General features: G+C 46.4%; 17 protein-coding genes. 6 read left to right on the top strand and 11 right to left on the bottom strand.

Annotated features, from left to right (window positions below; all coding sequences use genetic code 11):
• Positions 1-18: 18 nt before the first annotated feature.
• The 3 genes from P7M01_RS02485 to P7M01_RS02475 form a co-directional block, all read right to left on the bottom strand.
• Positions 19-900, bottom strand: a complete 882-nt coding sequence (locus P7M01_RS02485) for a DUF808 domain-containing protein (RefSeq protein ID WP_317482913.1) — start codon at positions 898-900, stop codon at positions 19-21.
• Positions 901-971: 71 nt separating this feature from the next.
• On the bottom strand, positions 972-2,732 hold the full coding sequence (gene ycaO, locus P7M01_RS02480) for a 30S ribosomal protein S12 methylthiotransferase accessory factor YcaO (RefSeq protein ID WP_317482912.1): 1,761 nt from the start codon (positions 2,730-2,732) through the stop codon (positions 972-974).
• A gap of 55 nt (positions 2,733-2,787) precedes the next feature.
• Positions 2,788-3,483, bottom strand: coding sequence for a class I SAM-dependent methyltransferase (locus P7M01_RS02475; protein ID WP_202937707.1), 696 nt, complete (start codon positions 3,481-3,483; stop codon positions 2,788-2,790).
• 11 nt (positions 3,484-3,494) lie between these two features.
• Between P7M01_RS02475 and gloB the strand changes: the two genes are divergently transcribed.
• Positions 3,495-4,196 carry a hydroxyacylglutathione hydrolase gene (gloB, locus tag P7M01_RS02470; protein ID WP_317482911.1) on the top strand — a complete coding sequence of 234 codons (702 nt, stop codon included), beginning with the start codon at positions 3,495-3,497 and terminating at the stop codon, positions 4,194-4,196.
• 41 nt (positions 4,197-4,237) lie between these two features.
• On the opposite strand, the gene P7M01_RS02465 is transcribed toward gloB, so the two are convergent.
• Positions 4,238-5,053 carry a DNA ligase gene (locus P7M01_RS02465; protein ID WP_317482096.1) on the bottom strand — a complete coding sequence of 272 codons (816 nt, stop codon included), beginning with the start codon at positions 5,051-5,053 and terminating at the stop codon, positions 4,238-4,240.
• A 326-nt stretch (positions 5,054-5,379) separates the two neighbouring features.
• Here P7M01_RS02465 and P7M01_RS02460 point away from each other — a divergent pair, with 326 nt between their 5' ends.
• Positions 5,380-6,528, top strand: coding sequence for a 5-methyltetrahydropteroyltriglutamate--homocysteine S-methyltransferase (locus tag P7M01_RS02460; RefSeq protein WP_317482910.1), 1,149 nt, complete (start codon positions 5,380-5,382; stop codon positions 6,526-6,528).
• Between the two features lie 115 nt (positions 6,529-6,643).
• On the opposite strand, the gene P7M01_RS02455 is transcribed toward P7M01_RS02460, so the two are convergent.
• The 3 genes from P7M01_RS02455 to P7M01_RS02445 form a co-directional block, all read right to left on the bottom strand.
• Positions 6,644-7,273, bottom strand: coding sequence for an OmpW family outer membrane protein (locus P7M01_RS02455; protein WP_317482909.1), 630 nt, complete (start codon positions 7,271-7,273; stop codon positions 6,644-6,646).
• Positions 7,274-7,624: 351 nt separating this feature from the next.
• The gene (trxB, locus tag P7M01_RS02450; RefSeq protein ID WP_317482908.1) at positions 7,625-8,578 is read right to left on the bottom strand and encodes a thioredoxin-disulfide reductase; all 954 of its coding nucleotides are present in this window, start codon (positions 8,576-8,578) and stop codon (positions 7,625-7,627) included.
• A 100-nt stretch (positions 8,579-8,678) separates the two neighbouring features.
• Positions 8,679-9,527, bottom strand: a complete 849-nt coding sequence (locus P7M01_RS02445; protein WP_317482932.1) for a co-chaperone YbbN — start codon at positions 9,525-9,527, stop codon at positions 8,679-8,681.
• A gap of 280 nt (positions 9,528-9,807) precedes the next feature.
• Here P7M01_RS02445 and prlC point away from each other — a divergent pair, with 280 nt between their 5' ends.
• Complete coding sequence (gene prlC / locus P7M01_RS02440; protein ID WP_317482907.1) at positions 9,808-11,847, top strand: oligopeptidase A; 2,040 nt, start codon at positions 9,808-9,810, stop codon at positions 11,845-11,847.
• A gap of 72 nt (positions 11,848-11,919) precedes the next feature.
• On the opposite strand, the gene P7M01_RS02435 is transcribed toward prlC, so the two are convergent.
• The 3 genes from P7M01_RS02435 to purE form a co-directional block, all read right to left on the bottom strand.
• Positions 11,920-13,110, bottom strand: coding sequence for an amino acid aminotransferase (locus P7M01_RS02435; RefSeq protein ID WP_317480894.1), 1,191 nt, complete (start codon positions 13,108-13,110; stop codon positions 11,920-11,922).
• A 133-nt stretch (positions 13,111-13,243) separates the two neighbouring features.
• Positions 13,244-14,329 (bottom strand): 5-(carboxyamino)imidazole ribonucleotide synthase, encoded by a 1,086-nt coding sequence (purK, locus tag P7M01_RS02430; protein WP_317482906.1) that lies wholly within the window; start codon positions 14,327-14,329, stop codon positions 13,244-13,246.
• A 102-nt stretch (positions 14,330-14,431) separates the two neighbouring features.
• Entirely contained in the window at positions 14,432-14,929 is a 498-nt protein-coding gene (gene purE / locus P7M01_RS02425) for a 5-(carboxyamino)imidazole ribonucleotide mutase (protein WP_317482905.1), read from the bottom strand.
• 330 nt (positions 14,930-15,259) lie between these two features.
• On the opposite strand from purE, the gene sppA reads away from it, so the two are divergent.
• The 3 genes from sppA (at position 15,260) to tyrA (ending at position 19,642) form a co-directional block, all read left to right on the top strand.
• Positions 15,260-17,134, top strand: a complete 1,875-nt coding sequence (gene sppA, locus P7M01_RS02420; protein WP_317482904.1) for a signal peptide peptidase SppA — start codon at positions 15,260-15,262, stop codon at positions 17,132-17,134.
• 193 nt (positions 17,135-17,327) lie between these two features.
• Entirely contained in the window at positions 17,328-18,377 is a 1,050-nt protein-coding gene (locus P7M01_RS02415) for a 3-deoxy-7-phosphoheptulonate synthase (RefSeq protein ID WP_202937683.1), read from the top strand.
• A 137-nt stretch (positions 18,378-18,514) separates the two neighbouring features.
• Positions 18,515-19,642 carry a bifunctional chorismate mutase/prephenate dehydrogenase gene (tyrA, locus tag P7M01_RS02410; protein ID WP_202937682.1) on the top strand — a complete coding sequence of 376 codons (1,128 nt, stop codon included), beginning with the start codon at positions 18,515-18,517 and terminating at the stop codon, positions 19,640-19,642.
• 134 nt (positions 19,643-19,776) lie between these two features.
• On the opposite strand, the gene glpK is transcribed toward tyrA, so the two are convergent.
• Positions 19,777-21,288, bottom strand: a complete 1,512-nt coding sequence (gene glpK, locus P7M01_RS02405; protein WP_202937834.1) for a glycerol kinase GlpK — start codon at positions 21,286-21,288, stop codon at positions 19,777-19,779.
• Between the last annotated feature and the right edge of the window lie 369 nt (positions 21,289-21,657).

Below are 21,657 nucleotides of genomic sequence, written 5' to 3'. Positions count from 1 at the left end.
ACGAGATGAACAACAAAATTAATGTGTCTGTTCTTTCTCAAAGAGTTTCATTATCGGTAATAATACGGCGCATAAAACAAAGCCTGTTGTTAGACCGACAACGAAATTGGCAAGGAAGCTGAGGTCGCTGTGAATATTTAATCCTTCAATAAAATGATGAATAGCCGGTAAATAATGCACGAAAATGCTGCCGCCCACTAAGAACATTGCGATGGTACCGATGATGGACAGGGATTTCATAAACCACGGCATGATGAACAGCAGAAATTGCCCGATTTTCTGGGAAACAACACTTTTCTTTTGCAGCATCCATAAACCGATATCGTCCAGCTTGACGATCAATCCCACCAAGCCGTACACGAAAAGCGTAATTCCAATGCCCAGCGCGCACAATGATAATACTTTGGTCAGGGTGTCCGTTTCCTGCAACGCGCCCAAGGCGATAATAATGATTTCGGCGGACAGAATAAAATCGGTGCGAATGGCGCCTTTGATTTTGTCTTTTTCCGATTCCGTTAACGGAGCCACCGCTTCCGCCGGTAAGTGCGGTCGATTTTTATGCAGAAATTTATGCAATAATTTTTCCGCACCTTCAAAACATAAATAGCCGCCGCCGATCAGTAATAACCAGTTGATGGCGGAAGGTAAATAGATAGACAGCAATAAGGCCAGGGGAATCAGAATGACTTTGTTAATAAATGATCCTTTTGCTACCGCCCATACGATCGGTAATTCGCGTTGCGGCGTGATGTCTTTACCGCTGACCTGATTGGCGTTTAATGCTAAATCATCACTGAGTACGCCGACGGTTTTTTTAGCCGCCACTTTGGTCATGACCGAGACATCGTCCAGTACGGAGGCAATGTCGTCTAATAATGTAAATAAAGAGCTAAAAGCCATATTTTTCCTTAAAAATCAAATGAATATATTTTACAAAAAAACGCATGGCGTTGTGCGTTTTCGATTATAGCTTAGTGCCAATTTTCACGTTTCGCTTTTTGCAGTTTTGCATAAGCGGCCAGTAATTTTTGGTGTGCTTCAAATTTTTGCAAACGTTCGTCATCAGCAATCAGATCGTAGAACGGATTGTCCCCCTGAATCGCTCGCCAGGCAAAATCCACTGCCGATGTGCCGTACATTTTTTCGAATACGGCGCGGTATTGCTGCGGATCGCGATTGTCGTCCAGGAATAATTCCATGGAGCTAATTAGACAACGGTAATAGTTAGCGCGTTCGGCGGTAAATACGGAACCATTCATATTATAAGTCCAATTCGCCCAGTCAAGCGCCGCGTCTAGGTCGCCCAGCGCCAAATACAGCATGGATTTCAATTCGCCCACGCGTAAGGTACTCCAACCGGATTTCGGCGGCGGCACAATGCCGATAAATTCGCGTACGCGAGTAGCGTCGTCAATGCCATCCTCGTCAAATTGGTCGAGCAATTCCCGATAAGTGTCTTTATCATGATGAAAATGAGGGAGATCCAGCAGGATTTCGCGCCAATCCATGCCCATGTTATTGTTGGCGTAAATCAAGTCGTCCGCAGGATAAATATCCGACATGGACGGTACGATAATGCGGCAGGCGTATACGTCCAGATGGTTGTAATCCATAATGTACACCTCTTTGCCTTCCGCAGCGAAAATATCCATTAAATTATCGTATTCTTCATGGGTATTTCCTGAAAAATCCCAGTGCACGAAGTCATAATCGGCGTTTTCTTTGAATAAATCCCAGGAAATCAAACCGCTGGAATCGATGAAATGGGTTTCCAGATTAGCATGTTCCGCCACATCGTCGTTATTAAATGACGGCGGCGTAAAGACATCCAGATCTTTCAGACTGCGACCTTGCAATAATTCCGTCACCGTACGTTCGAACGCCACTTGGAAATTCGGGTGTGCACCGAACGAAGCGAAACAGGTTCCATTGTTCGGATTGAGCAAAATCACACAAATTACCGGATATTTGCCGCCTAATGAAGCATCGTAAGACAAAATCGGAAAGCCTTCCTGTTCCAGTTTTTGAATGGATGCCCGAATACTCGGATATTGGGCGATGACCTGGTCTGGAATACGCGGCAGGCTGATGGCTTCGGCGATAATTTTGTTTTTCACGTAACGTTCGAATACTTCGGACAAACCCTGCACGCGCGCTTCGTATTGGGTGTTGCCGGCGGACATGCCGTTGGAAACGTACAAATTGGCGATGATGCTTTGCGGAATGTAAACCGTTTTTTGATCGGATTGCCGTACGTAAGGCATGGCCACGATTCCTCGCTCATCATTACCGGATTGCAAATCCACCAATAATTCCGGCGTAAGTTCGCCTTCGGGATCGAAATAAGCCAACAAAAAGTCGTCTAAAATACCTTCCGGTAAGTTGTCTTCATCTTCAATGGGAAACCATTTTTCCGACGGATAATGCACGAAATCGCCGTTGGCGATATCCTGCCCCAAATAGTAATCGGCGAAGAAATAATTGGTGGAAAGTCGTTCGAAATATTCCCCTAACGCAGAAGCGAGCGCCGCTTTTTTACTGCCGCCTTTGCCGTTGGCAAAACATTGCGGGCAATCTTTGTCGCGCACGTGAACCGACCACACGTTCGGCACGGGATTCAGCCACGAAGCCTCTTCAATATTAAAACCAAGTGCGGTCAGTTTTTGCTGAAATTTTGCGATACTGTCTTCCAGCGCCGCGTCTTTGCCGGGAATAAATGTCTGTTCTGTCATGCCGTTTCCTTTGCTCAAAAAATTGTGCGCATAATAGGGGAAAAAGGCTGTTTTCTCAAGTATTTATTTTTTCCTTGAAAGCACTGACGGGATTTAAAATCTCTTGATTTTCGTACCGCACTTTTTGCGGCTGCAGGGTGAGCGGTAGCGTTCGTTTTTGTGCGACGATAAGACACAACGAACCGAATATTTTTGGTTCATGCCCGAAAGAAACGGTTTGCTGCAGCAGAATTTCAAAGTTCAGTAATTCCAGCCAATCGATTACCCGAAACGGGAAGAAAAGACGAAAGTTGAACTTGCCCAGTTTGCGTTTGAACAGTAATTTACTACAGGGATTGAACAGCGAGATCAGCACGTAGCCATCATCGCTCAGAATACGTTCCGTTTCTCGTAAAAGCTGATGAGGATCCTGGGTGAAATTCAGGGTATTGGCGAGCAGGCAAGCATCGACGGTGTCTTCACCGAAGGGCAGTTCCTGCAAGCTGCCTTCGATAAAAATCGTTTGCCGGCGTTGGCAAAGTGCGGTCAAATTTTCGCAAGTTTTATCATTCAGCACGACTTGCTGGAGCTGCTCGTGACAAGGCACTTCCGCACTCAGACCGCTGATTTTTAACAGTCGGCGCCCTTGTATGCGGGCGAACCATTTTTCAAAATGGGCACCGATTAAGGTAGAATAAGCATCACCGAAAGGCAGTTGCGACCAACTTGTCGGCGGCGTTAAACTGTAAGGCGATTTTGCTTTCCACTTCATAGGACTGACTTATGTTAAAACCGATTCCTGCATTAAAGGATAACTACATTTGGGTTTACGGACGGGAAAATTGTCCCGTTATTGTGGTTGATATTACCGAAATTGACCGGCTATTGCCATTTTTACGGGAAAATAAATTTGGCGTAGAGGCCGTGTTGTTAACCCATAAACATGATGATCATGTAGGCGGTGTTGCGGCGTTTAAACGATATTTTCCCGACGTGCCGGTTTACGGTCCGCAAGAATGCGCGGACAAAGGCGCGACTCATATTATAAATGAGGGTGAAATTGTGACGCCGCATTATCGTATTCGGGTTATACCGACCGGCGGACACACGCCGCAACACGTCAGTTATGTGACAGACGGGCATTTGTTCTGCGGCGATACCTTATTTTCCGCCGGCTGCGGGCGAGTGTTTACGGGGAATTATGCGCAAATGTACGATTCCGTCCAACGGCTGAAAAATCTGCCCGATGATACGTTGGTTTGTCCCGCTCACGAATATACGTTGAGTAATTTGGCCTTTGCCGAAAGCGTGCTGGGCGACAAAAGTGCGGTCAAAAATCAGCAAGTTTTTGTGGCTCGATTTCGGGCGCAAAATCGTCCGAGTTTACCTACAACTTTGGCCTTGGAAAAACAAATTAATCCGTTTTTAATCGCTGAAAATTTGGCGCAATTTGAAGCATGGCGTAAAGCAAAAGATCAATTCTGATTTTTCTGTTCGGGCAGTAAAGTTCACGCCGGACGCGCCGTCTATTTTTTCTCGCGCCAGTACGTGGCAAAGCGCGGTTTTCCCGCGTTGGTCAGGCCGCGGTATTTATAGGTGATGACCGAGCCTACCGGCGGCGGATTAATGCGTTCCTGCAGATTAAAACCCGAGCCGATTTTGAACCGCCCGCGGTGGTTTTCACAGGTCAAGGAGCCGAGCGCGTTCTCAAATTGCCCCTTACCTTTATGATGTTCGATCACCGTACATTCTTCGTCCTGTGCGGTTTTAAATTTCAGAATTTGCGTACTGCGTTTGCCGAATTCGTAAGGTGCGTCGGGATTGCGAATGACGACGCCTTCACCGTTCAATTTTTCGATTTCATGCAGAAAATCAATAACATGCTGACGGTTTCGCACAGGAATCTGAGGAATAATTTTAATATGAGGCGAAGGGTGATCTTTCAGATAATTTTCCAGCACGGTCAAACGTTCGAATAAATTTCCCGATGCGTTGGGCACGTCGAACACATGCAGCGACAGGTTTTCCCAACCTTTATCCTTTTGCGAACGGACGACGGCGGAAATTTTGTCGAACTGATTGCGTTGGGAAAACAGTTCGCCGTCGATGGCAAAAGGCGGAAAATCTCGCAGGAAATAGGCGGGCGGCGTGAGAATCTGATTCTGCCGGGTATAAAGTTGTTTGCCGTCCCAGTAACCGCGCACGCCGTCCAGTTTTTCGCTCATCACCCAACCGCTGACATCCTGCTTGTCATAACTTTGCAATAACATTAAATCCGGCGGATTTCCGACCGCACTTTGTGCGCTAAATAGCAATAATAAAGTCACAAATATTTTTTTCATGATGATTTCTCCGTCGCAATTTTCCGGTATTTTGAATATCGCCGTTTACTTGGCAAGCAATCGATTACGTTTTTTGAATAAGGATCACAAATTTTGTAAAAGTGCGGGCGAAAATTCAGATGTTTTTTTATGTAACGAAACGGGTTAATACCTTAGAAACCTTCTTATCAAAGGAACCGATAAAATTGGCGCTATTCGGGAAGGCTTTTCTATCGCTTCGATATGAATCGATTTCATATTCGGGCAAAATATTTTTCATTCAATTCCGCAGTTAATTTTTGCTAGAATCGTTTCAACATTAAGCCTGTTCATTGAAGGAAAAAATAATGACAACATTATTCCCAAACGCAACACCCCGCACTTCGGCGCCTTACCGATTTGACATCGTGGGCAGTTTTTTACGTTCCGACGCGATTAAATCGGCCCGTTCCGCCTGTTCTTGCGGTGATATTTCCTGTGCGGATTTAACTCGCGTGGAAGATGAGGAAATCGCCAAGTTAGTGGCGCGGCAAAAAGCGGTGGGGCTGCACGCGGTCACGGACGGTGAATTCCGACGTACTTTCTGGCATTTGGATTTTTTAGCCGGTTTGGACGGCGTAGAAGAAGTGGATGCGGAAAAATTTTCGGTGCAATTCAAGCATCATAACGTTCGCCCGAAAACCTTGAAAATTGTGGATAAAATCGATTTTTCCGAAAATCATCCGTTTGTCGAACATTTCCGCTTGGTGCAGAAAATTGCCGACGGCACGGAAGTGAAATTTACCGTTCCGTCGCCTTCCATGCTGCATTTAATCACCAATGTGCGCGCTACGGATTATCAACCGATTCCGCGTTACGAAAACAACAATCGGTTATTGTTGGATGACATTGCCGACGCTTATATTAAAGCGATGAATATTTTTTATAAATTGGGTTGCCGGAATTTGCAATTAGACGATACCAGCTGGGGCGAATTCTGTGCGGAAGATAAACGCAAAGCCTATCAGGAACGCGGTTTCGATTTAGACCAAATCGCCAAAGATTATGTGTATATGCTGAATAAAATCGTGGATGCCAAACCGGCCGATGACATTGCCGTTACCATGCACATTTGCCGCGGTAATTTCCGTTCAACCTGGTTTTCCGCCGGCGGTTATGAACCGGTAGCGGAAACTTTATTCGGCACTTGTCGTGTGGACGGCTTCTTTTGGGAATACGATTCCGATCGCGCCGGCGATTTCAAACCGTTGCGTTTCATCAAAGATCAGCAAGTGGTGTTAGGTTTGGTGACCTCAAAAGACGGCACGTTGGAAAAGCGCGAAGACATCATCAATCGGATCAAAGAAGCCGCACAATATGTGGATATCAACCAACTTTGCTTAAGCCCGCAATGCGGTTTTGCTTCAACGGAAGAAGGCAATATTCTGACGGAAAAACAACAATGGGCAAAACTCAATTTTATTCGTGAAATTGCGGAAGAAGTTTGGGGAAAATAGTCTTTAACTAAAAAGCAACCTGCACCTGAAAATCGGCTAAACCGCCGACGGCCTGAGGTGCAGGTTTTTTTATGTTTAAAGAGGATCGAAATTTCAGACCAAACGCATGTTTAAATTAAAAACGATAACCGATGCCCATGAAAAAGACTAACGGATCTAAACGAACGTCTTGTGATAATTGGGTACCCGCCACTTTGAAATCCGCTTTGGTTTTGATTTTAGCGTAATAAACGGCCGTGTTAAAAAGCAGATTATCGGTCAGATTAATATCTAAACCGCCGTTTAGCACCAATCCCCATGAATCGTGAAGTTTAAGATCGGTCACACCGGTCATTTTTTCGGTTTCATTAAAGAAATTGGTGTAATTGATCCCCGCACCGAGATATGGACGCGCTTTAGCCTCTTTGTTTAAGAAATAATATTGAGCATACAGGCTAGGTGGCAGGTGTTTAGTTTTACCTACCAATTGACTGCCTAAAGTAATTTCATGGCTGAATGGCGAAGCCGCTAATAATTCGACGCCGATATTGTCGGTAATCATGTACGTGCCCGTTAAGCCTAATTGCGTGTTTGCATTCACATCTAAACCCAATGCCGGCGCAGCGGTATTTGAGGTATTTTCTACATGGGTCGGCATCACATGCGCCGCACCGGCGCGCACAATCCAGCTGCCCGCTTCATGTGCGCTTGCCGCCGAACTTATTAACGTTGCGGCGATTCCTAATGCTAACATTGATTTTTTCATAATCGGCTCCCTAAGTTTGTTTTTTGAGTGAATAAAACCTTATAAAAAATATGCGTTTAACGCGGACGTAAATATACCTACATTGAGTGATTAAATCTGTGATCAAGATCATATTTTTGAAAATTGATGATATATTCGTTTTTATTTTTTCGCATTTTTCTCGTGTTTGCTAAATATGGTGAATTTGATTTATATCAAATTTAAGGTTTTGGGATTATCGTAAATAAAGCGGAAATCATGCGGTTTATAATTTGGAATCAGTGCGCAAGAAGTTGGAAAAAAGAAAAGTGCGGTAAAAAACTTTAAGATTTTTTACCGCACTTTTGTTATTTATGGGGAAGATTTGTCCGGTTATTCCTGCGCATCCAGAAAACGTTCGGCGTCTAATGCCGCCATGCAGCCGGTTCCGGCGGAGGTGATGGCTTGACGGTAATTGTGATCCATCACATCGCCGGCGGCGAAAACGCCTTCCACGGAAGTGGCGGTGGCATTGCCTTCCAAGCCGGATTTCACCACGATGTAACCGTTGTTCAATTCAAGCTGACCTTGGAAAATTTCGGTGTTCGGCGCATGTCCGATGGCGATGAATACGCCGTCCAGTTTCAATTCTTCCGTGGCGTCGGATTGCGTGTCTTTCAAGCGCACGCCGGTTACGCCCATGTTATCGCCTAAAACTTCGTGCAAGGTGCGGTTGGTGTGCAGAATGATTTTGCCTTCTTCCACTTTTTTCTGTAAGCGTCCGAGCAGAATTTTTTCCGCGCGGAAGCCGTCCCGGCGGTGGATTAAATGCACTTCGCCGGCGATATTTGCCAAATATAAGGCTTCTTCCACGGCGGTGTTGCCGCCGCCGACGACGGCAACGGGTTTATTGCGATAAAAGAAACCGTCACAGGTGGCACAGGCGGACACGCCGCGGCCTTTGAAGTTATCTTCCGATTCCAGTCCGAGGTAGCGAGCGGAAGCGCCGGTGGCGATAATTAATGCGTCGCAGCTGAAAGTTTGTACGTCGCCGTAAAGTTTGAACGGACGTGAAGATAAATCCACGCGGTTGATGTGATCGAACACGATTTCCGTATCAAATTTTTCCGCGTGTTGTAACATGCGTTGCATCAGTTCGGGGCCGGTGGTATCGCCGAAATCACCGGGCCAGTTTTCGATTTCCGTGGTGGTGGTTAATTGACCGCCTTGTTGCAAGCCGGTAACCAAAACGGGTTTTAAGTTGGCGCGGGCGGCGTAAATGGCGGCGGTGTAACCCGCAGGTCCCGAGCCTAAAATAAGAAGTTTGCTGTGTTTGATGTCTGACATAATGAATCCTTTTATCTAAAAGTGCGGTCACAAAAAGCGACGTTTTTTGATCAATTTCCGTTAATGATTTTTAGCTTAACTGATTATAAAGAAAACCCGTTTAATAGAGTAGCGAATAAAGCAATCGGCGATACTTATTAGTTAAAGGATCGTTTCCCAATGCGGATAAAATAGACAAAAACTGCTGTTTCACTTCACCGTTTTGCACGGCTAAATCCTGTTTTAACAGACCAAACAGCAAATTTAACGCTTCTTCGTTACGGTTTGCCTGATGAAGTTGAACCGCCAGTTTTAAGGCGATTTCAGGGCTCGGATTTTTGTCGTAATCCGCCTGCAGCTGCTGAATTTCCGGAGTGTCCGCCGCTTTAATCAACAATTCGATTTGCGCCTGTAAACCGTGCCAGCGGCTATCGCGATCCTGCAACGGAATTTTCGCCAGAATATCGGCGGCGGGTTCGGTTTTTTTCAAGGCAATGTAAGTTTCGGCGTAAAGCAGCGCAATATCGCTGTTTTTCTTATCCGACAATTCCCAGGCTTCTTTCAGCAACGGCAGTGCGGCGTTGTAATCGTTCGCCTGTAAATAATCCAGCGCCAGATTAAATTTGATTTCTTCTTCCTTCGGCAGAATCAGGCTTAACCGTTGTTTCAGCTGATCTTCCGGCAAATCGCCCTGAAAGGCGTCCACCGCTTGCGCGTCTTTGAACAAATAGGTGCTCGGTAACGCCTGAATGCGGAATTGCATGGCAATATTTTGTTCCGTTTCACAGTTCACTTTAGCCAACAGGAATTGTCCTTGATATTGTTCGGCGTAACGCTCCAAAAGTGCGGTAAATTTTACCGACGTTTCGTGGCTTGGCGCGTAAAATACGATGGCCAGCGGCGTTTGTTGCGATTGTTGCAGGATTTCCGTAAGATTTTGTTCGTTAAGTTCAATCACGAATTTTGACATGGTTTTTCTCATTTTATTAAAAGGAATAAACAGAATATGCGGATAAACTCATAAAAATTCAACCGCACTTTATTAATTAATCGCGGCACAATGGGCACAAAGTTTGAGCTTTAAGCGTGCGACATCGTACATAAGCGGAAAAGAACGGCGGTTTTGCGCTTTTTTCAGCGATTATGCGCTAGCTGTCTTTCAGGTTCAATCAATAAATTTTTGTATTCGTCTTGATTTTGTTAGAATTCCGCACCATCTAAAAGAAGATTTTGTTAACAAAGGAAGAGTTATGTCAAATCCATTACTTGAAAATTCGGTGTTGCCGCAATTTTCTAAAATTAAGCCGGAACACGTTCGGCCGGCGATTGAAAAGTTAATCAATGATTGTCGAAATGTGACGGAACAAGTGCTGAAACAATCGCATTTTACCTGGGATAGTTTTTACCAGCCGCTTGCCGAGGTCAATGATCGTTTAAGCAAAGCCTGGTCGCCGGTGGCGCATTTGAATTCGGTGAAAAACAGCCCCGAATTACGCGAAGCTTATCAGGCTTGTTTGCCGATGTTGTCCGAATACGGCACTTGGGTCGGTCAGCATCAAGGTTTATATAATGCTTATGTGGCGCTGAAAAACGGTGCGGAATATGAAAATTACGACGTGGCGCAAAAGAAAGCCATTGAAAACAGTTTGCGCGATTTCAAACTTTCGGGCATTTCGTTACCGCCGGAACAGCAAAAACGTTATGGTGAAATCGCTTCTCGTTTGTCCGAATTGAGTTCGCAATTCAGCAATAATGTGTTGGATGCCACCATGGGTTGGGAAAAAATCATCACCGATGAAACGCAGCTTCAGGGGTTGCCGGAAAGCGCTTTGCAAGCGGCGCGGCAATCTGCGCAGAGTAAAGGTGTGGACGGTTATCGCTTCACGCTTGAATTTCCAAGCTATCTGCCGGTGATGACTTACTGTGAAAATCGCGAATTGCGTGAAGAAATGTATCGCGCATTCGTTACGCGCGCTTCGGAACAAGGCCCGAATGCGGGCAAATGGGATAATACGCCGATTATGGAAGAAATTCTGACTTTGCGCGTGGAATTGGCGAAATTGCTGGGCTTCGAACGCTATACGGATCGTTCCCTTGCCACCAAAATGGCGGAAAATCCGCGGCAGGTGTTGGATTTTCTGGAAAATCTGGCCGCGCGTTCTAAATCTCAAGGGGAAAAAGAATTAGCGGAGTTACAGGAATTCTGTAAAACTCACGAAAATCTGACCGCACTTGAGCCCTGGGATATTTCGTTTTACAGCGAAAAACAAAAACAGGCGCTGTATGCCATCAACGACGAAGAATTACGTCCGTATTTTCCCGAAAACCGCGTTCTTTCAGGCTTGTTCGAACTGGTTAAACGGATTTTCAATATTCGCGCGGTAGAACGTTTCGGCGTGGATACTTATCACAAAGACGTGCGATTCTTTGATTTAATCGATGAAACCGATGAAGTGCGCGGCAGTTTTTATTTGGATTTATACGCCCGCGAAAACAAACGCGGCGGCGCCTGGATGGACGATTGCGTCGGCCGTAGACGCAAAGCGGACGGCAACATTCAGAAACCGGTGGCTTACTTAACCTGCAACTTTAACGCGCCGGTGGGCGATAAACCCGCGTTATTTACGCACGATGAAGTGACAACCTTGTTCCACGAATTCGGACACGGTATTCATCACATGCTCACGAAAATTGATGTGGGTGATGTGTCGGGCATTAACGGTGTACCTTGGGATGCGGTGGAGTTACCGAGCCAGTTCATGGAAAACTGGTGTTGGGAAGAGGCGGCGCTTGCCTTTATTTCCGGGCATTTTGAAACGGGCGAACCATTGCCGAAAGAAAAACTGACACAGCTAATTAAAGCGAAAAATTTCCAGGCCGCGATGTTTGTGTTGCGCCAATTGGAATTTGGTTTGTTCGATTTTCGTTTACACCACAATTATGAAGCCGGCAAGCCGAATCAAATTTTGGATACCTTGCAGGCGGTGAAAAAACAAGTCGCCGTAATCAAAGGTGTGGATTGGGCGAGAACGCCGCACAGCTTCAGTCATATTTTTGCCGGCGGTTATGCAGCGGGCTATTATAGTTATCTGTGGGCGGAAGTGCTTTCGGCGGACGCGTTTTCACGTTTTGAAGAAGAAGGCATTTTCAATCCGGTAACCGGCAAATCCTATTTGGATGAAATCCTCACTCGCGGCGGTTCGGAAGAGCCTATGGCGCTATTCGAACGCTTCCGCGGACGCAAACCGACCTTAGATGCGTTGTTGCGTCATAAGGGGATTGCGGGCTAGTTGATAGCGCGAAACGACATAAAAAAACCGACCGCATTAAAAAGTGCGGTCGATTTTTTATACATTTTTTTATTAAAGTACTTTAATAATACTTTCGCACAGATAACGGATGTTATCTTCCGTGATGCCGGCGACATTGATTCTGCCGGAACGCACGGCGTAAATGGCGAATTCGTTTTTGAGGCGATCAACTTGTTCCGGCGTTAAGCCGCTGAAGGAGAACATGCCGTTTTGTTCGGTGATGAAGCTGAAATCCTGTTGCGCACCGAATTCTTTCAATAACGCCGCCAGTTTATTGCGCATTTGTTTGATGCGGTTGCGCATTTCGGTGAGTTCGGCATTCCATTGTTCGCGTAAGGCGGGATCCGCTAAAACCGTTGCCACCGTTGAAGCGCCGTGGGACGCCGGGTTGGAGTAAATGGTGCGGATGATGGATTTTACTTGAGTCAGCGCCGTGCCGGCGATGTCCGAATTTTCCGCGACTAATGTAAAGGCGCCGACCCGTTCGCTGTACAAGCCGAAGTTTTTGGAATAGGAGCTGCAAATCAGAAGTTCTTTATGATATTTGGCAAAAGTGCGTAAGCCGACGGCATCTTCGTCCAGACCGTTGCCTAAACCTTGATAGGCAAAATCGAACAGCGGCAGCCAGCCCTTTTTCACGGATAATTCCGCCAAATGTTGCCATTGTTCCGGTGTCGGGTCGATACCGGTAGGATTGTGGCAACAACCGTGCAATAACACCACATCGCCCGAATCGGCATTGGCCAAATCCGCCAGTAAATTATCCCAATCTAAAGCTTTTTTCTCGGCGTCGTACCAACGATAATCGCGAATGGTCATGCCGACGGCGTTGAAAATCGCGTTATGGTTTGGCCAGGTTGGCGTTGAAATCCAGACGTTTTGCGCTTTAGTTTGACGTTTGACGAATTCCGCCGCAATGCGTAACGCGCCGGTACCGCCCAAACTCTGTACTGTTCTGGCCCGTTTGTCGGCGATAATGTCGGAATCCGCGCCGAATAACAATGCTTGAGTGAGGGCGTTGAATTCCTGTACGCCGTCGATAGACAGATAATTTTTGCTGTTTTCCTTTTCCAGCAAACGGGTTTCCGCCGCTTTTACGGCTTTCATGATCGGCGTGAAACCTTGTGCGTCTTTATAAACGCCGATGCCTAAATTGATTTTTTGCGGACGGGTTTCCGCTTTAAACGCTTCGCCTAAGCCGAGAATGGGATCGGCGGGAGCCGCTTTAATATTTTCGAACATAATGAAATCCTTGTTATGCCTGGTTAATCTGAATAATGTCTTTTATACTGAGATTAAGGATTTTTAGCAATACTTATTTAAATAAAAAAGCAATCTATTGACTAATTATTAATAGATTGCGTTTAAAATTAAATTATTTCAATTTTTCAATCGCCCAGTCCAAGCCGGATTGATAATCTGCGGGCAACTCGTTTCTGAGCTTATTGAGTTGGGCAATTAATACGCTTTTATCCGCGTGAGTTATATTGATGTGTCCCACTTTGCGTCCCGGGCGCACTTCTTTACCGTACCAATGCAACTGACTGAACGGCGTGTTTAACCATTGCGGATTGTGCTCGGTGCCGATTAAATTCACCATAACGCTCGGTGCGAAAACCTGCAGTTCCGGTGTCGGCAAGTCAAGCAGTGCGCGTAAATGCAGTTCAAACTGGCTGACGGAACAGCCCAACTGCGTCCAGTGTCCGCTATTGTGTACCCGCGGCGCCAATTCGTTCACTAACAATTTGCCGTCTACCACAAAACATTCCATCGCCATTACGCCCACATAATCCAAATGACGCATCACTTTTCCCAGCATTGCTTCCGCCTGCGCCTGCGCCTGTAAATGAGCGGCAGAGCCGTCGGCGACGCTGTAACGCAAAATACCGTTTTGCTGCAAATTGCGGGTGACCGGATAAAAACGGGCGGAACCGTCGCGGAAACGCGCGCCCACAATGGAAACTTCGCCGTCGAAGGGAATGAATTTTTCCGCAATCACTTCGCCGAACAGATCTTCCGTAATAACCGATTGATTTTCCGACGTCACAATCCATTGACCGCGGCCGTCATAACCGCCGGTGCGGCGTTTTACCACCACTTTTTCGCCGATTTCACGAAAAGTGCGGGCAAAATCCGACGAGTTTTTTATTAATGTCCAGGGCGAAGTCGGTAAATTCAACTGATCCAAAATGGATTTCTGGGTGAAACGATCCGCCGTTTGGGCGAACACGTCTTTATTCACAAATTTATGGTGATTGCCCAATAAGGTCGTTAACGGCGTTTCTTCCCAGCGTTCGATTTCCGCGGTGATAATGGCGTCTTTCGGCAATTCAAACACGGAAGCATTAAACGCCAGCGGCACCACATTAATATCCAACGGCGCGCCGGCGTAACGCAGCATGCGTCCGAGCTGACCGTTGCCGAGCACATAAACGGTGGGGTATAAAGCGCTTTTTTGCATGGTGAAAAATCTCTTAAAAAATGACCGCACTTTATTGTAAAAATCGGTACGGTCGCGGTACAACTATAAATTTCGAGCTAATCGCAGAAACGCATCTAACGATTAATCGCGCGGATCCGGATTATCCAGCACCGCGTCGGTTTGTTTTTGGCGGAAGGCTTGCAAACGGGCTAATAATTCGCTGTCCCATGCGGCTAAAATTTGGGCCGCCAGCAATCCCGCATTGGCCGCGCCGGCAGGGCCGATAGCCAAGGTGCCGACGGGAATGCCTTTGGGCATTTGTACGATGGAATACAAGCTGTCCACGCCGCTTAGCATCGAACTTTTCACCGGTACGCCCAGCACCGGTACCAAGGTTTTGGCGGCAATCATGCCCGGCAAATGCGCCGCGCCGCCGGCACCGGCGATAATCACTTTGTAACCGTTTCGTTGCGCGTTTTCGGCAAAGTCGAATAATTTATCCGGCGTACGATGCGCCGAAACGATTTCAACGTGATACGCCACCTGAAGATCGTCTAAAACGGCGGTGGCTTCCTGCATGGTCGTCCAGTCACTTTTGGAACCCATTACGACGGCGACTTGTGGTTTTGCATTTGACATAAAATTGTATTCCCGAAATAAGAAAAATCGGCGTAAGAATAGCACATCGGGCAAACGATTGCGATAGGCGAGTGACAGGATTGTCTGTTGAAAAGTAAAAAGTGTCGAAAGCCGGCAAAAGTGCGGTCACAAAATACTCTAATATTTTGAACGTTGCCTCTGCCAACGGCTCCGAAGGAGCGGGCAATCGCTTACAGGCGATTAAGAGTAAAAAATCGACAGAATTTTGGCTTCTCTGCGAAAAGCCGGTTAAGGCTGCATCATGAAAGCACTGATATTCCGTTGTTTTTCTGTTATAGTACGTGCGATTTTGACTGAACGCGAGGTGTTATGAAATTTCTTTTTAATCTGGTGAAATATGCATGGCGGGCGCTGAATTTTATCCGCGATGTGGTGATGAACCTGTTTTTTCTGGTGTTCATTTTACTGACTTTAACCCTATTTAGCCTGTTTTTTTCTCATAAAGCGAGCGTTACCGAGCTGGTGGGTGATCAAGGTGCATTACGATTGAATCTGGACGGTTATTTGACGGATAATCGCGACGAAAACGTAACCTGGCAGAAAGCGTTGCAGGAAGTAAACAGCGAAAACGTACCTATGCAGATTTCGACTTTCGATGTAGTTTATGCCATTGAAAATGCCAAAGATGACGAGCGCATTAAAGGCTTAGTGCTGGATTTGAATTTCTTTGAAGGCGCGGATTTGCCGGCGTTGGATTACGTGGGCAACGCCCTTCGGCATTTTAAAACGTCGGGCAAACCGGTGATTGTACACGCGGATAATTACACGCAGGCGCAATATTATCTGGCCAGTTTTGCCGATGAAATTTATCTGAACCCGGTAGGTGCCGTGGACATTAAAGGGATGACGGCGAAAAATCTTTATTTCAAATCCATGCTGGACAAATTGGAAATTACGCCTCATATATTCCGCGTCGGTACTTATAAATCCGCCGTCGAGCCGTTTTTACGCGATGATATGTCGCCGGAAGCCAAAGCCAACGCCGCTTTATGGATGAACGGCATGTGGGATAATTATAAACAGCAAGTGGCTCAAAACCGCAAAATTCAGACTTCGCAAGTATTGCCCGACGCCAACCGTTATTTGCAGGAATTGAAAACACTGAACGGGAATGATACCCGCTATGCGGTGCAGCGTCAGTTAGTCACGACGCTGGCGACGCCTTCGGAAATGAATGAAAAACTGACCGCACTTTTTGGTAAAGATGAAGACGGTTTAGCGAAACAAGTGGATTTTGATATTTATCTTGCCGCCTTGCCGGATCGGATTACCGGCACGGAAAAAGAGTTCAACATCGCCGTGGTGAATGTGGAAGGAACCATTATTGACGGCGAAAGCGATAATCAGGATGTCGGCGGCGATACCATCGTACAATTGCTTCATCAGGCGCAAACGGACGAGCGGATCAAAGCCTTGGTGCTGCGGGTGAACAGCCCGGGCGGCAGCGCATTCGCTTCGGAAAAAATTCGCCAGGAATTGACCGCACTTCAGAAAAAAGGCAAACCGGTCGTGGTTTCCATGGGCGGCATGGCGGCTTCCGGCGGCTATTGGATTTCCAGCACGGCGGATTATATTGTAGCGGATAAAAACACCTTAACGGGCTCAATCGGCATTTTCGCCATGTTCCCGACTTTTGAGAAAACCGCCAAAAACATAGGCGTGGCGGCGGACGGCGTCAGCACCTCGCCGTTGGCGGACATTTCTCCGCTGGAGTCTTTATCGAAAGAAGTAAAAGATATTTATCAGCTGGAAATCGAACATGGCTACGATGAATTTTTACGTGTAGTGAGCGAGGGGCGCCATATGACGAAAGAACAAGTCGACCAAGTGGCGCAAGGACAGGTTTGGTTAGGGCAGGATGCGGTGAAACATCGTCTGGTGGATGAACTGGGTAATTTTGATGTCGCCGTGCTTAAAGCGTTTGAATTGGCGACAAAAGATTTGCCGGAAGATAAAAAACCGGATTATTCCGTGTCATGGCTGATAGACGAGCCGCAAGGCATTCGCGCCTGGTTGAAAGAGCTGAGAAGCGAAGCCGGCGCGTTGATTCAAACTTCCCTGCTGGATGCCGTCGGCGTGCCGAAAAACGTCAAAACCGTGCAGCAACAGCTTGGCGTATTGAGCCGTTTTAATGATCCGAAAGGACAGTATTTATATTGCCTGAACTGCGGCAGCGTAAAATAATGTATAAAATTTGACCGCACTTTTCTGTCTTTCTAACGATGGACGTAAAGTGCGGTCATTTTTTTTAATGTTTTTTATTATCCGTTGTAATTAGCCGTTGCAATCGGAAAATTTATAGTGTAATGTAAGCGTTACATTAAATGTACACAAAAATTTACATTTTAAATAACGAAGAATGAACCAAGGAATAAAAATGAAAGACAGCATTCACAATATTCATATCGTTGACGAAAAAGTTTTGATTACTCCCGCCGAACTGAAAAAGAAATTGCCGTTACCCGCCCATTTGCGCACGCAGGTGGAAACGCACCGTCGTGAAATCGCCGATATTATTCATAAAAAAGATCCTCGTTTGTTGGTGGTTATCGGTCCTTGTTCCGTGCATGATCCCGTTGCGGCGCTGGATTATGCAAGACGGTTGAAAGCGTTGTCGGAGCAATTGAAGGATCAGCTTTATATTGTGATGCGGGTTTATTTTGAAAAACCGCGTACGACCGTGGGTTGGAAAGGATTAATTAATGATCCGAAAATCGACGGCTCTTTTGATGTGGAAAGCGGTTTGCATATTGCCCGTAAATTGTTGCTGGATCTGGCGGATATGGGATTGCCGCTGGCGACGGAAGCGTTAGATCCGATGACTCCGCAATATTTGGCGGATTTATTCAGTTGGTCGGCTATCGGCGCACGTACCACCGAATCGCAAACTCACCGCGAACTGGCATCCGGTTTATCCATGGCGGTAGGATTCAAAAACGGCACGGACGGCAGCCTGGGCACCGCTATCAACGCCATGAAAGCCGCGTCTATGGGACACAGTTTCATCGGCATTAATCAACAAGGCCAGGTGAATTTACTGCATACCGAAGGCAATCCGGACGGCCATGTGATTTTACGCGGCGGGAAAGCGCCGAATTATGCGGCGGAATTCGTGAAAAAATGCGAAGAAGAACTGGAAAAAGCCGGTTTGGAATCCGCGATTATGATCGATTGCAGCCACGGTAACTCCAATAAAGATTACCGCCGTCAGCCGCTGGTGGCGGAGGATGCGCTGCAACAATTAATGCAAGGGGGCAAATCCATTATCGGTCTGATGATTGAAAGTAACATTAATGCCGGCAACCAATCGGCGGATCAACCGGTCAGTGAAATGAAATACGGCGTGTCCATCACCGACGCCTGCATTGATTGGGAAACCACGGACAGCCTGTTGCGTAAAATTGCGGGCGAATTGAAAAATCGCTAAAATAGCCCGAAATCAACGGTGGTCGCCGCTATGGCGAAGGGTTAAAAAACTCGCGTTTTTTTGACCGCACTTTATGCATTAACCGCTTTTAAGGACGCGGATTTCGCGTCCTTTTCCCGTATTTAGAGAAAATCGGAATGGAAGCACTGAAAAAAATCAGAAAAGAAATTGATGTCCTGGATAAGGAACTGATCGAGCTGTTTGCCAAACGTTTGGCATTAGTGAAAAAAGTGGGCGAAGTGAAACATAAACACGGATTGCCTATTTACGTACCGGAACGCGAAGCGGATATGCTGGCGGCACGCCGTCAGGAAGCGGAAAAAGCGGGCGTACCGGCCGATTTAATCGAAGACGTTTTACGCCGTTTAATGCGGGAATCTTATGCCAGCGAAAATGATTACGGATTTAAAACCGTGAATCCCGCCGTCAAGAAAATTGTGATTGTAGGCGGAAACGGCAAGTTAGGCGGTTTGTTCGCCCGTTTTCTGCGTGCTTCGGGTTATCATGTAGACGCCATGGGCAGCCGAGATTGGGAAAATGCGGGCAAAATTTTAGCCGGTGCCGATGTGGTGATAGTGTGTGTGCCTATCGCCAAAACGCTGGAAACCATTGAGCGGCTGAAACCTTATCTTACGGAAAATATGCTTTTGACGGATTTAACTTCCGTGAAGCGTCGTCCTCTGGAAAAAATGCTGGAAGTGCACAGCGGCGCAGTGGTGGGATTACATCCGATGTTCGGGCCGGATATTGCCAGTATGGCGAAACAAATTGTGGTGCGCTGCGACGGACGTTACCCCGAACGTTACGAATGGTTGCTGGAACAAATCGGGATTTGGGGTGCAAAAGTCTATCAAGTGGACGCCGCCGAGCATGATCACAGCATGACTTATATTCAGGCGCTACGTCATTTTTCGACTTTTGCCAACGGTTATCACCTTTCCCGTCAGCCTATCAAACTGGCGAATATTCTGGCGTTATCCTCACCGATTTATCGTCTGGAATTGGCGATGATCGGGCGCTTATTCGCACAAGACGGCGAACTTTACGCCGACATTATTATGGATAAACCGGAAAACCTGGCGGTGATCGAGAGTTTGAAACAAAGTTATGAAGAAAGTCTGAAATTTTTTGAAAACGGTGATAAAGCCGGCTTTATCAAAGCGTTTAATCAGGTACGCGAATGGTTCGGCGAATATTCCGAACAATTTATGAAAGAAAGCCGTCAGTTGCTGCAACAGGCGAACGACTATCGCCATCATAACTAATCCGGTACTTAGTTAAAGCCACCTTATAAAAGGTGGTTTTTTTAGGTTAATAAAAAAGTGCGGCGAAAAAACTTCACTTTTTTCGACCGCACTTTGGTTTAGAGCCATTATTTTATTCGAGCGTTTTGAGAGCCTTATTCCGCGTCTTCTTTCGCCCATTCAAGCGCACGGCGAACCGCTTTTTTCCAGCCTTTGTAACGACGTTCGCGTTTTTCGTTGTCGTTATCCGGCGTGAAGGTGCGTTCTACGCGGGCTTTGTCTTGTAATTCGCTTAAATCTTTCCAGAATCCGACGGCAAGACCGGCAAGATAGGCCGCGCCTAACGCAGTCACTTCTTTGACGACCGGACGTTCAACATTGACATCCAGAATATCCGCCTGGAATTGCATTAAGAAATTATTGGCGGTGGCGCCACCGTCCACACGGAGATATTTCAGTTTTTCACCGGAGTCGGATTGCATTGCTTCCAGCACGTCTCGGGTTTGGTAAGCGATAGATTCCAAGGTAGCGCGCACAATATGATTGCGATTGGCGCCACGGGATAAACCTAAGATTGCCCCGCGCGCGTACGGATCCCAATACGGCGCACCTAAACCGGTAAACGCCGGCACCACATAAACGCCGTTCGTGCTTGGTACTTTGGTAGCGAAGTATTCACTGTCGTAACTGTCGTGCACAATTTTGAGTTCGTCGCGCAACCATTGGATGGAGGCGCCGGCAATGAAAACGGAACCTTCAAGCGCATATTCCGGTTCACCTTTGGCGTTACAGGCGATAGTGGTTAACAAACCGTTTTTAGACGTAATGGCTTTGTCGCCGGTGTGAAGCAACATAAAGCAGCCGGTACCGTAGGTGTTTTTGGCTTGACCGGCGGTCACGCATAAATGACCGTAAAGGGCAGCTTGTTGGTCACCGGCCATACCGGCAACCGGAATACGCACGCCGCCTTTACCACCGATATTGGTCTGGCCGTAAATTTCGGAAGAATTTCTCACTTCAGGCAACATTGAACGCGGAATATTCAGGATTTCCAGCATTTTGTCATCCCATTGTTTGGTATGAATGTTGAATAACATGGTGCGGGAAGCGTTGGTGTAGTCCGTTACATGCACGCGACCTTGGGTTAATTTCCATACCAGCCAGGTATCTACCGTACCGAATAACAGCTCGCCGCGTTCCGCTTTCGCCCGCGCGCCTTCTACGTTATCCAGAATCCATTTGACTTTAGTACCTGAGAAATAAGGGTCCACCACTAAACCTGTGGTTTGACGGATATAATCTTCATAACCGTCCGCTTTTAATTTATCGGTAATATCGGAAGTGCGACGGCATTGCCATACAATAGCGTTATAAACCGGCGTACCGGTTTCTTTTTCCCATACGATGGTGGTTTCACGTTGGTTGGTAATGCCGATTGCGGCAATTTGATCAGAAGTAATACCGGCTTTTGCCACCACTTCGTTTAAGGTTGAACTTTGGGTCGCCCAGATTTCCATCGGATTATGTTCAACCCAACCGGCTTGCGGATAAATTTGTGTAAATTCGCGTTGGGCGATTTCTACGATGTTTGCATCGTGGTCGAGTAAGACGGCACGAGAGCTGGTCGTTCCTTGATCCAATGCAATAATGTATTTTTTGTCCATAATAAATTTCCTTCGGATGTTTATCGGATTAAATCGTTTATTTTCTATGCACATAGAAAGCCAGTTAACATTCTTTGAGCGTAAACGAACAAATTGCAGTCATACGTTAATCGAATATGCGCATAAATTAAATGGTTATTTTTCAAATTTTTGAACTTCGTCACAAAAATTTATCAACATTAAACATTTTTCGAAAAATAATGTGATCCAGTTAACATTTTAGAAAAAAAGAGATAAGGCGTTATTGCTTTATTGCAAGATAAAGCCAGATAATAACGCTCAGTCACATAAGTCTCTAAAATATTGCTTGATTGAAAACGAACGAAATTGCCGATTTATGTTTTTGAAAAAGAACATTATAGTTCATCAATA

Origin of the sequence: Exercitatus varius, assembly GCF_029577735.1 — a bacterium.
Classification (GTDB): Bacteria; Pseudomonadota; Gammaproteobacteria; order Enterobacterales; family Pasteurellaceae; genus Exercitatus; species Exercitatus varius.
The sequence above is the reverse complement of the archived record's forward strand: the minus strand, read 5'-3'. Positions and strand labels throughout refer to the sequence as shown.

Bases quoted from the DNA above. Each gene is read 5' to 3' on its own strand.
- P7M01_RS02455 (WP_317482909.1), bottom strand. From the start codon at position 7,273: ATGAAAAAATCAATGTTAGCATTAGGAATCGCCGCAACGTTAATAAGT.
- trxB (WP_317482908.1), bottom strand. From the start codon at position 8,578: ATGTCAGACATCAAACACAGCAAACTTCTTATTTTAGGCTCGGGACCT.
- P7M01_RS02445 (WP_317482932.1), bottom strand. From the start codon at position 9,527: ATGTCAAAATTCGTGATTGAACTTAACGAACAAAATCTTACGGAAATC.
- tyrA (WP_202937682.1), top strand. From the start codon at position 18,515: ATGGAAGCACTGAAAAAAATCAGAAAAGAAATTGATGTCCTGGATAAG.
- gloB (WP_317482911.1), top strand. From the start codon at position 3,495: ATGTTAAAACCGATTCCTGCATTAAAGGATAACTACATTTGGGTTTAC.
- P7M01_RS02460 (WP_317482910.1), top strand. From the start codon at position 5,380: ATGACAACATTATTCCCAAACGCAACACCCCGCACTTCGGCGCCTTAC.
- P7M01_RS02485 (WP_317482913.1), bottom strand. From the start codon at position 900: ATGGCTTTTAGCTCTTTATTTACATTATTAGACGACATTGCCTCCGTA.
- P7M01_RS02415 (WP_202937683.1), top strand. From the start codon at position 17,328: ATGAAAGACAGCATTCACAATATTCATATCGTTGACGAAAAAGTTTTG.
- ycaO (WP_317482912.1), bottom strand. From the start codon at position 2,732: ATGACAGAACAGACATTTATTCCCGGCAAAGACGCGGCGCTGGAAGAC.
- prlC (WP_317482907.1), top strand. From the start codon at position 9,808: ATGTCAAATCCATTACTTGAAAATTCGGTGTTGCCGCAATTTTCTAAA.
- sppA (WP_317482904.1), top strand. From the start codon at position 15,260: ATGAAATTTCTTTTTAATCTGGTGAAATATGCATGGCGGGCGCTGAAT.
- purK (WP_317482906.1), bottom strand. From the start codon at position 14,329: ATGCAAAAAAGCGCTTTATACCCCACCGTTTATGTGCTCGGCAACGGT.
- P7M01_RS02475 (WP_202937707.1), bottom strand. From the start codon at position 3,483: ATGAAGTGGAAAGCAAAATCGCCTTACAGTTTAACGCCGCCGACAAGT.
- P7M01_RS02435 (WP_317480894.1), bottom strand. From the start codon at position 13,110: ATGTTCGAAAATATTAAAGCGGCTCCCGCCGATCCCATTCTCGGCTTA.
- purE (WP_317482905.1), bottom strand. From the start codon at position 14,929: ATGTCAAATGCAAAACCACAAGTCGCCGTCGTAATGGGTTCCAAAAGT.
- P7M01_RS02465 (WP_317482096.1), bottom strand. From the start codon at position 5,053: ATGAAAAAAATATTTGTGACTTTATTATTGCTATTTAGCGCACAAAGT.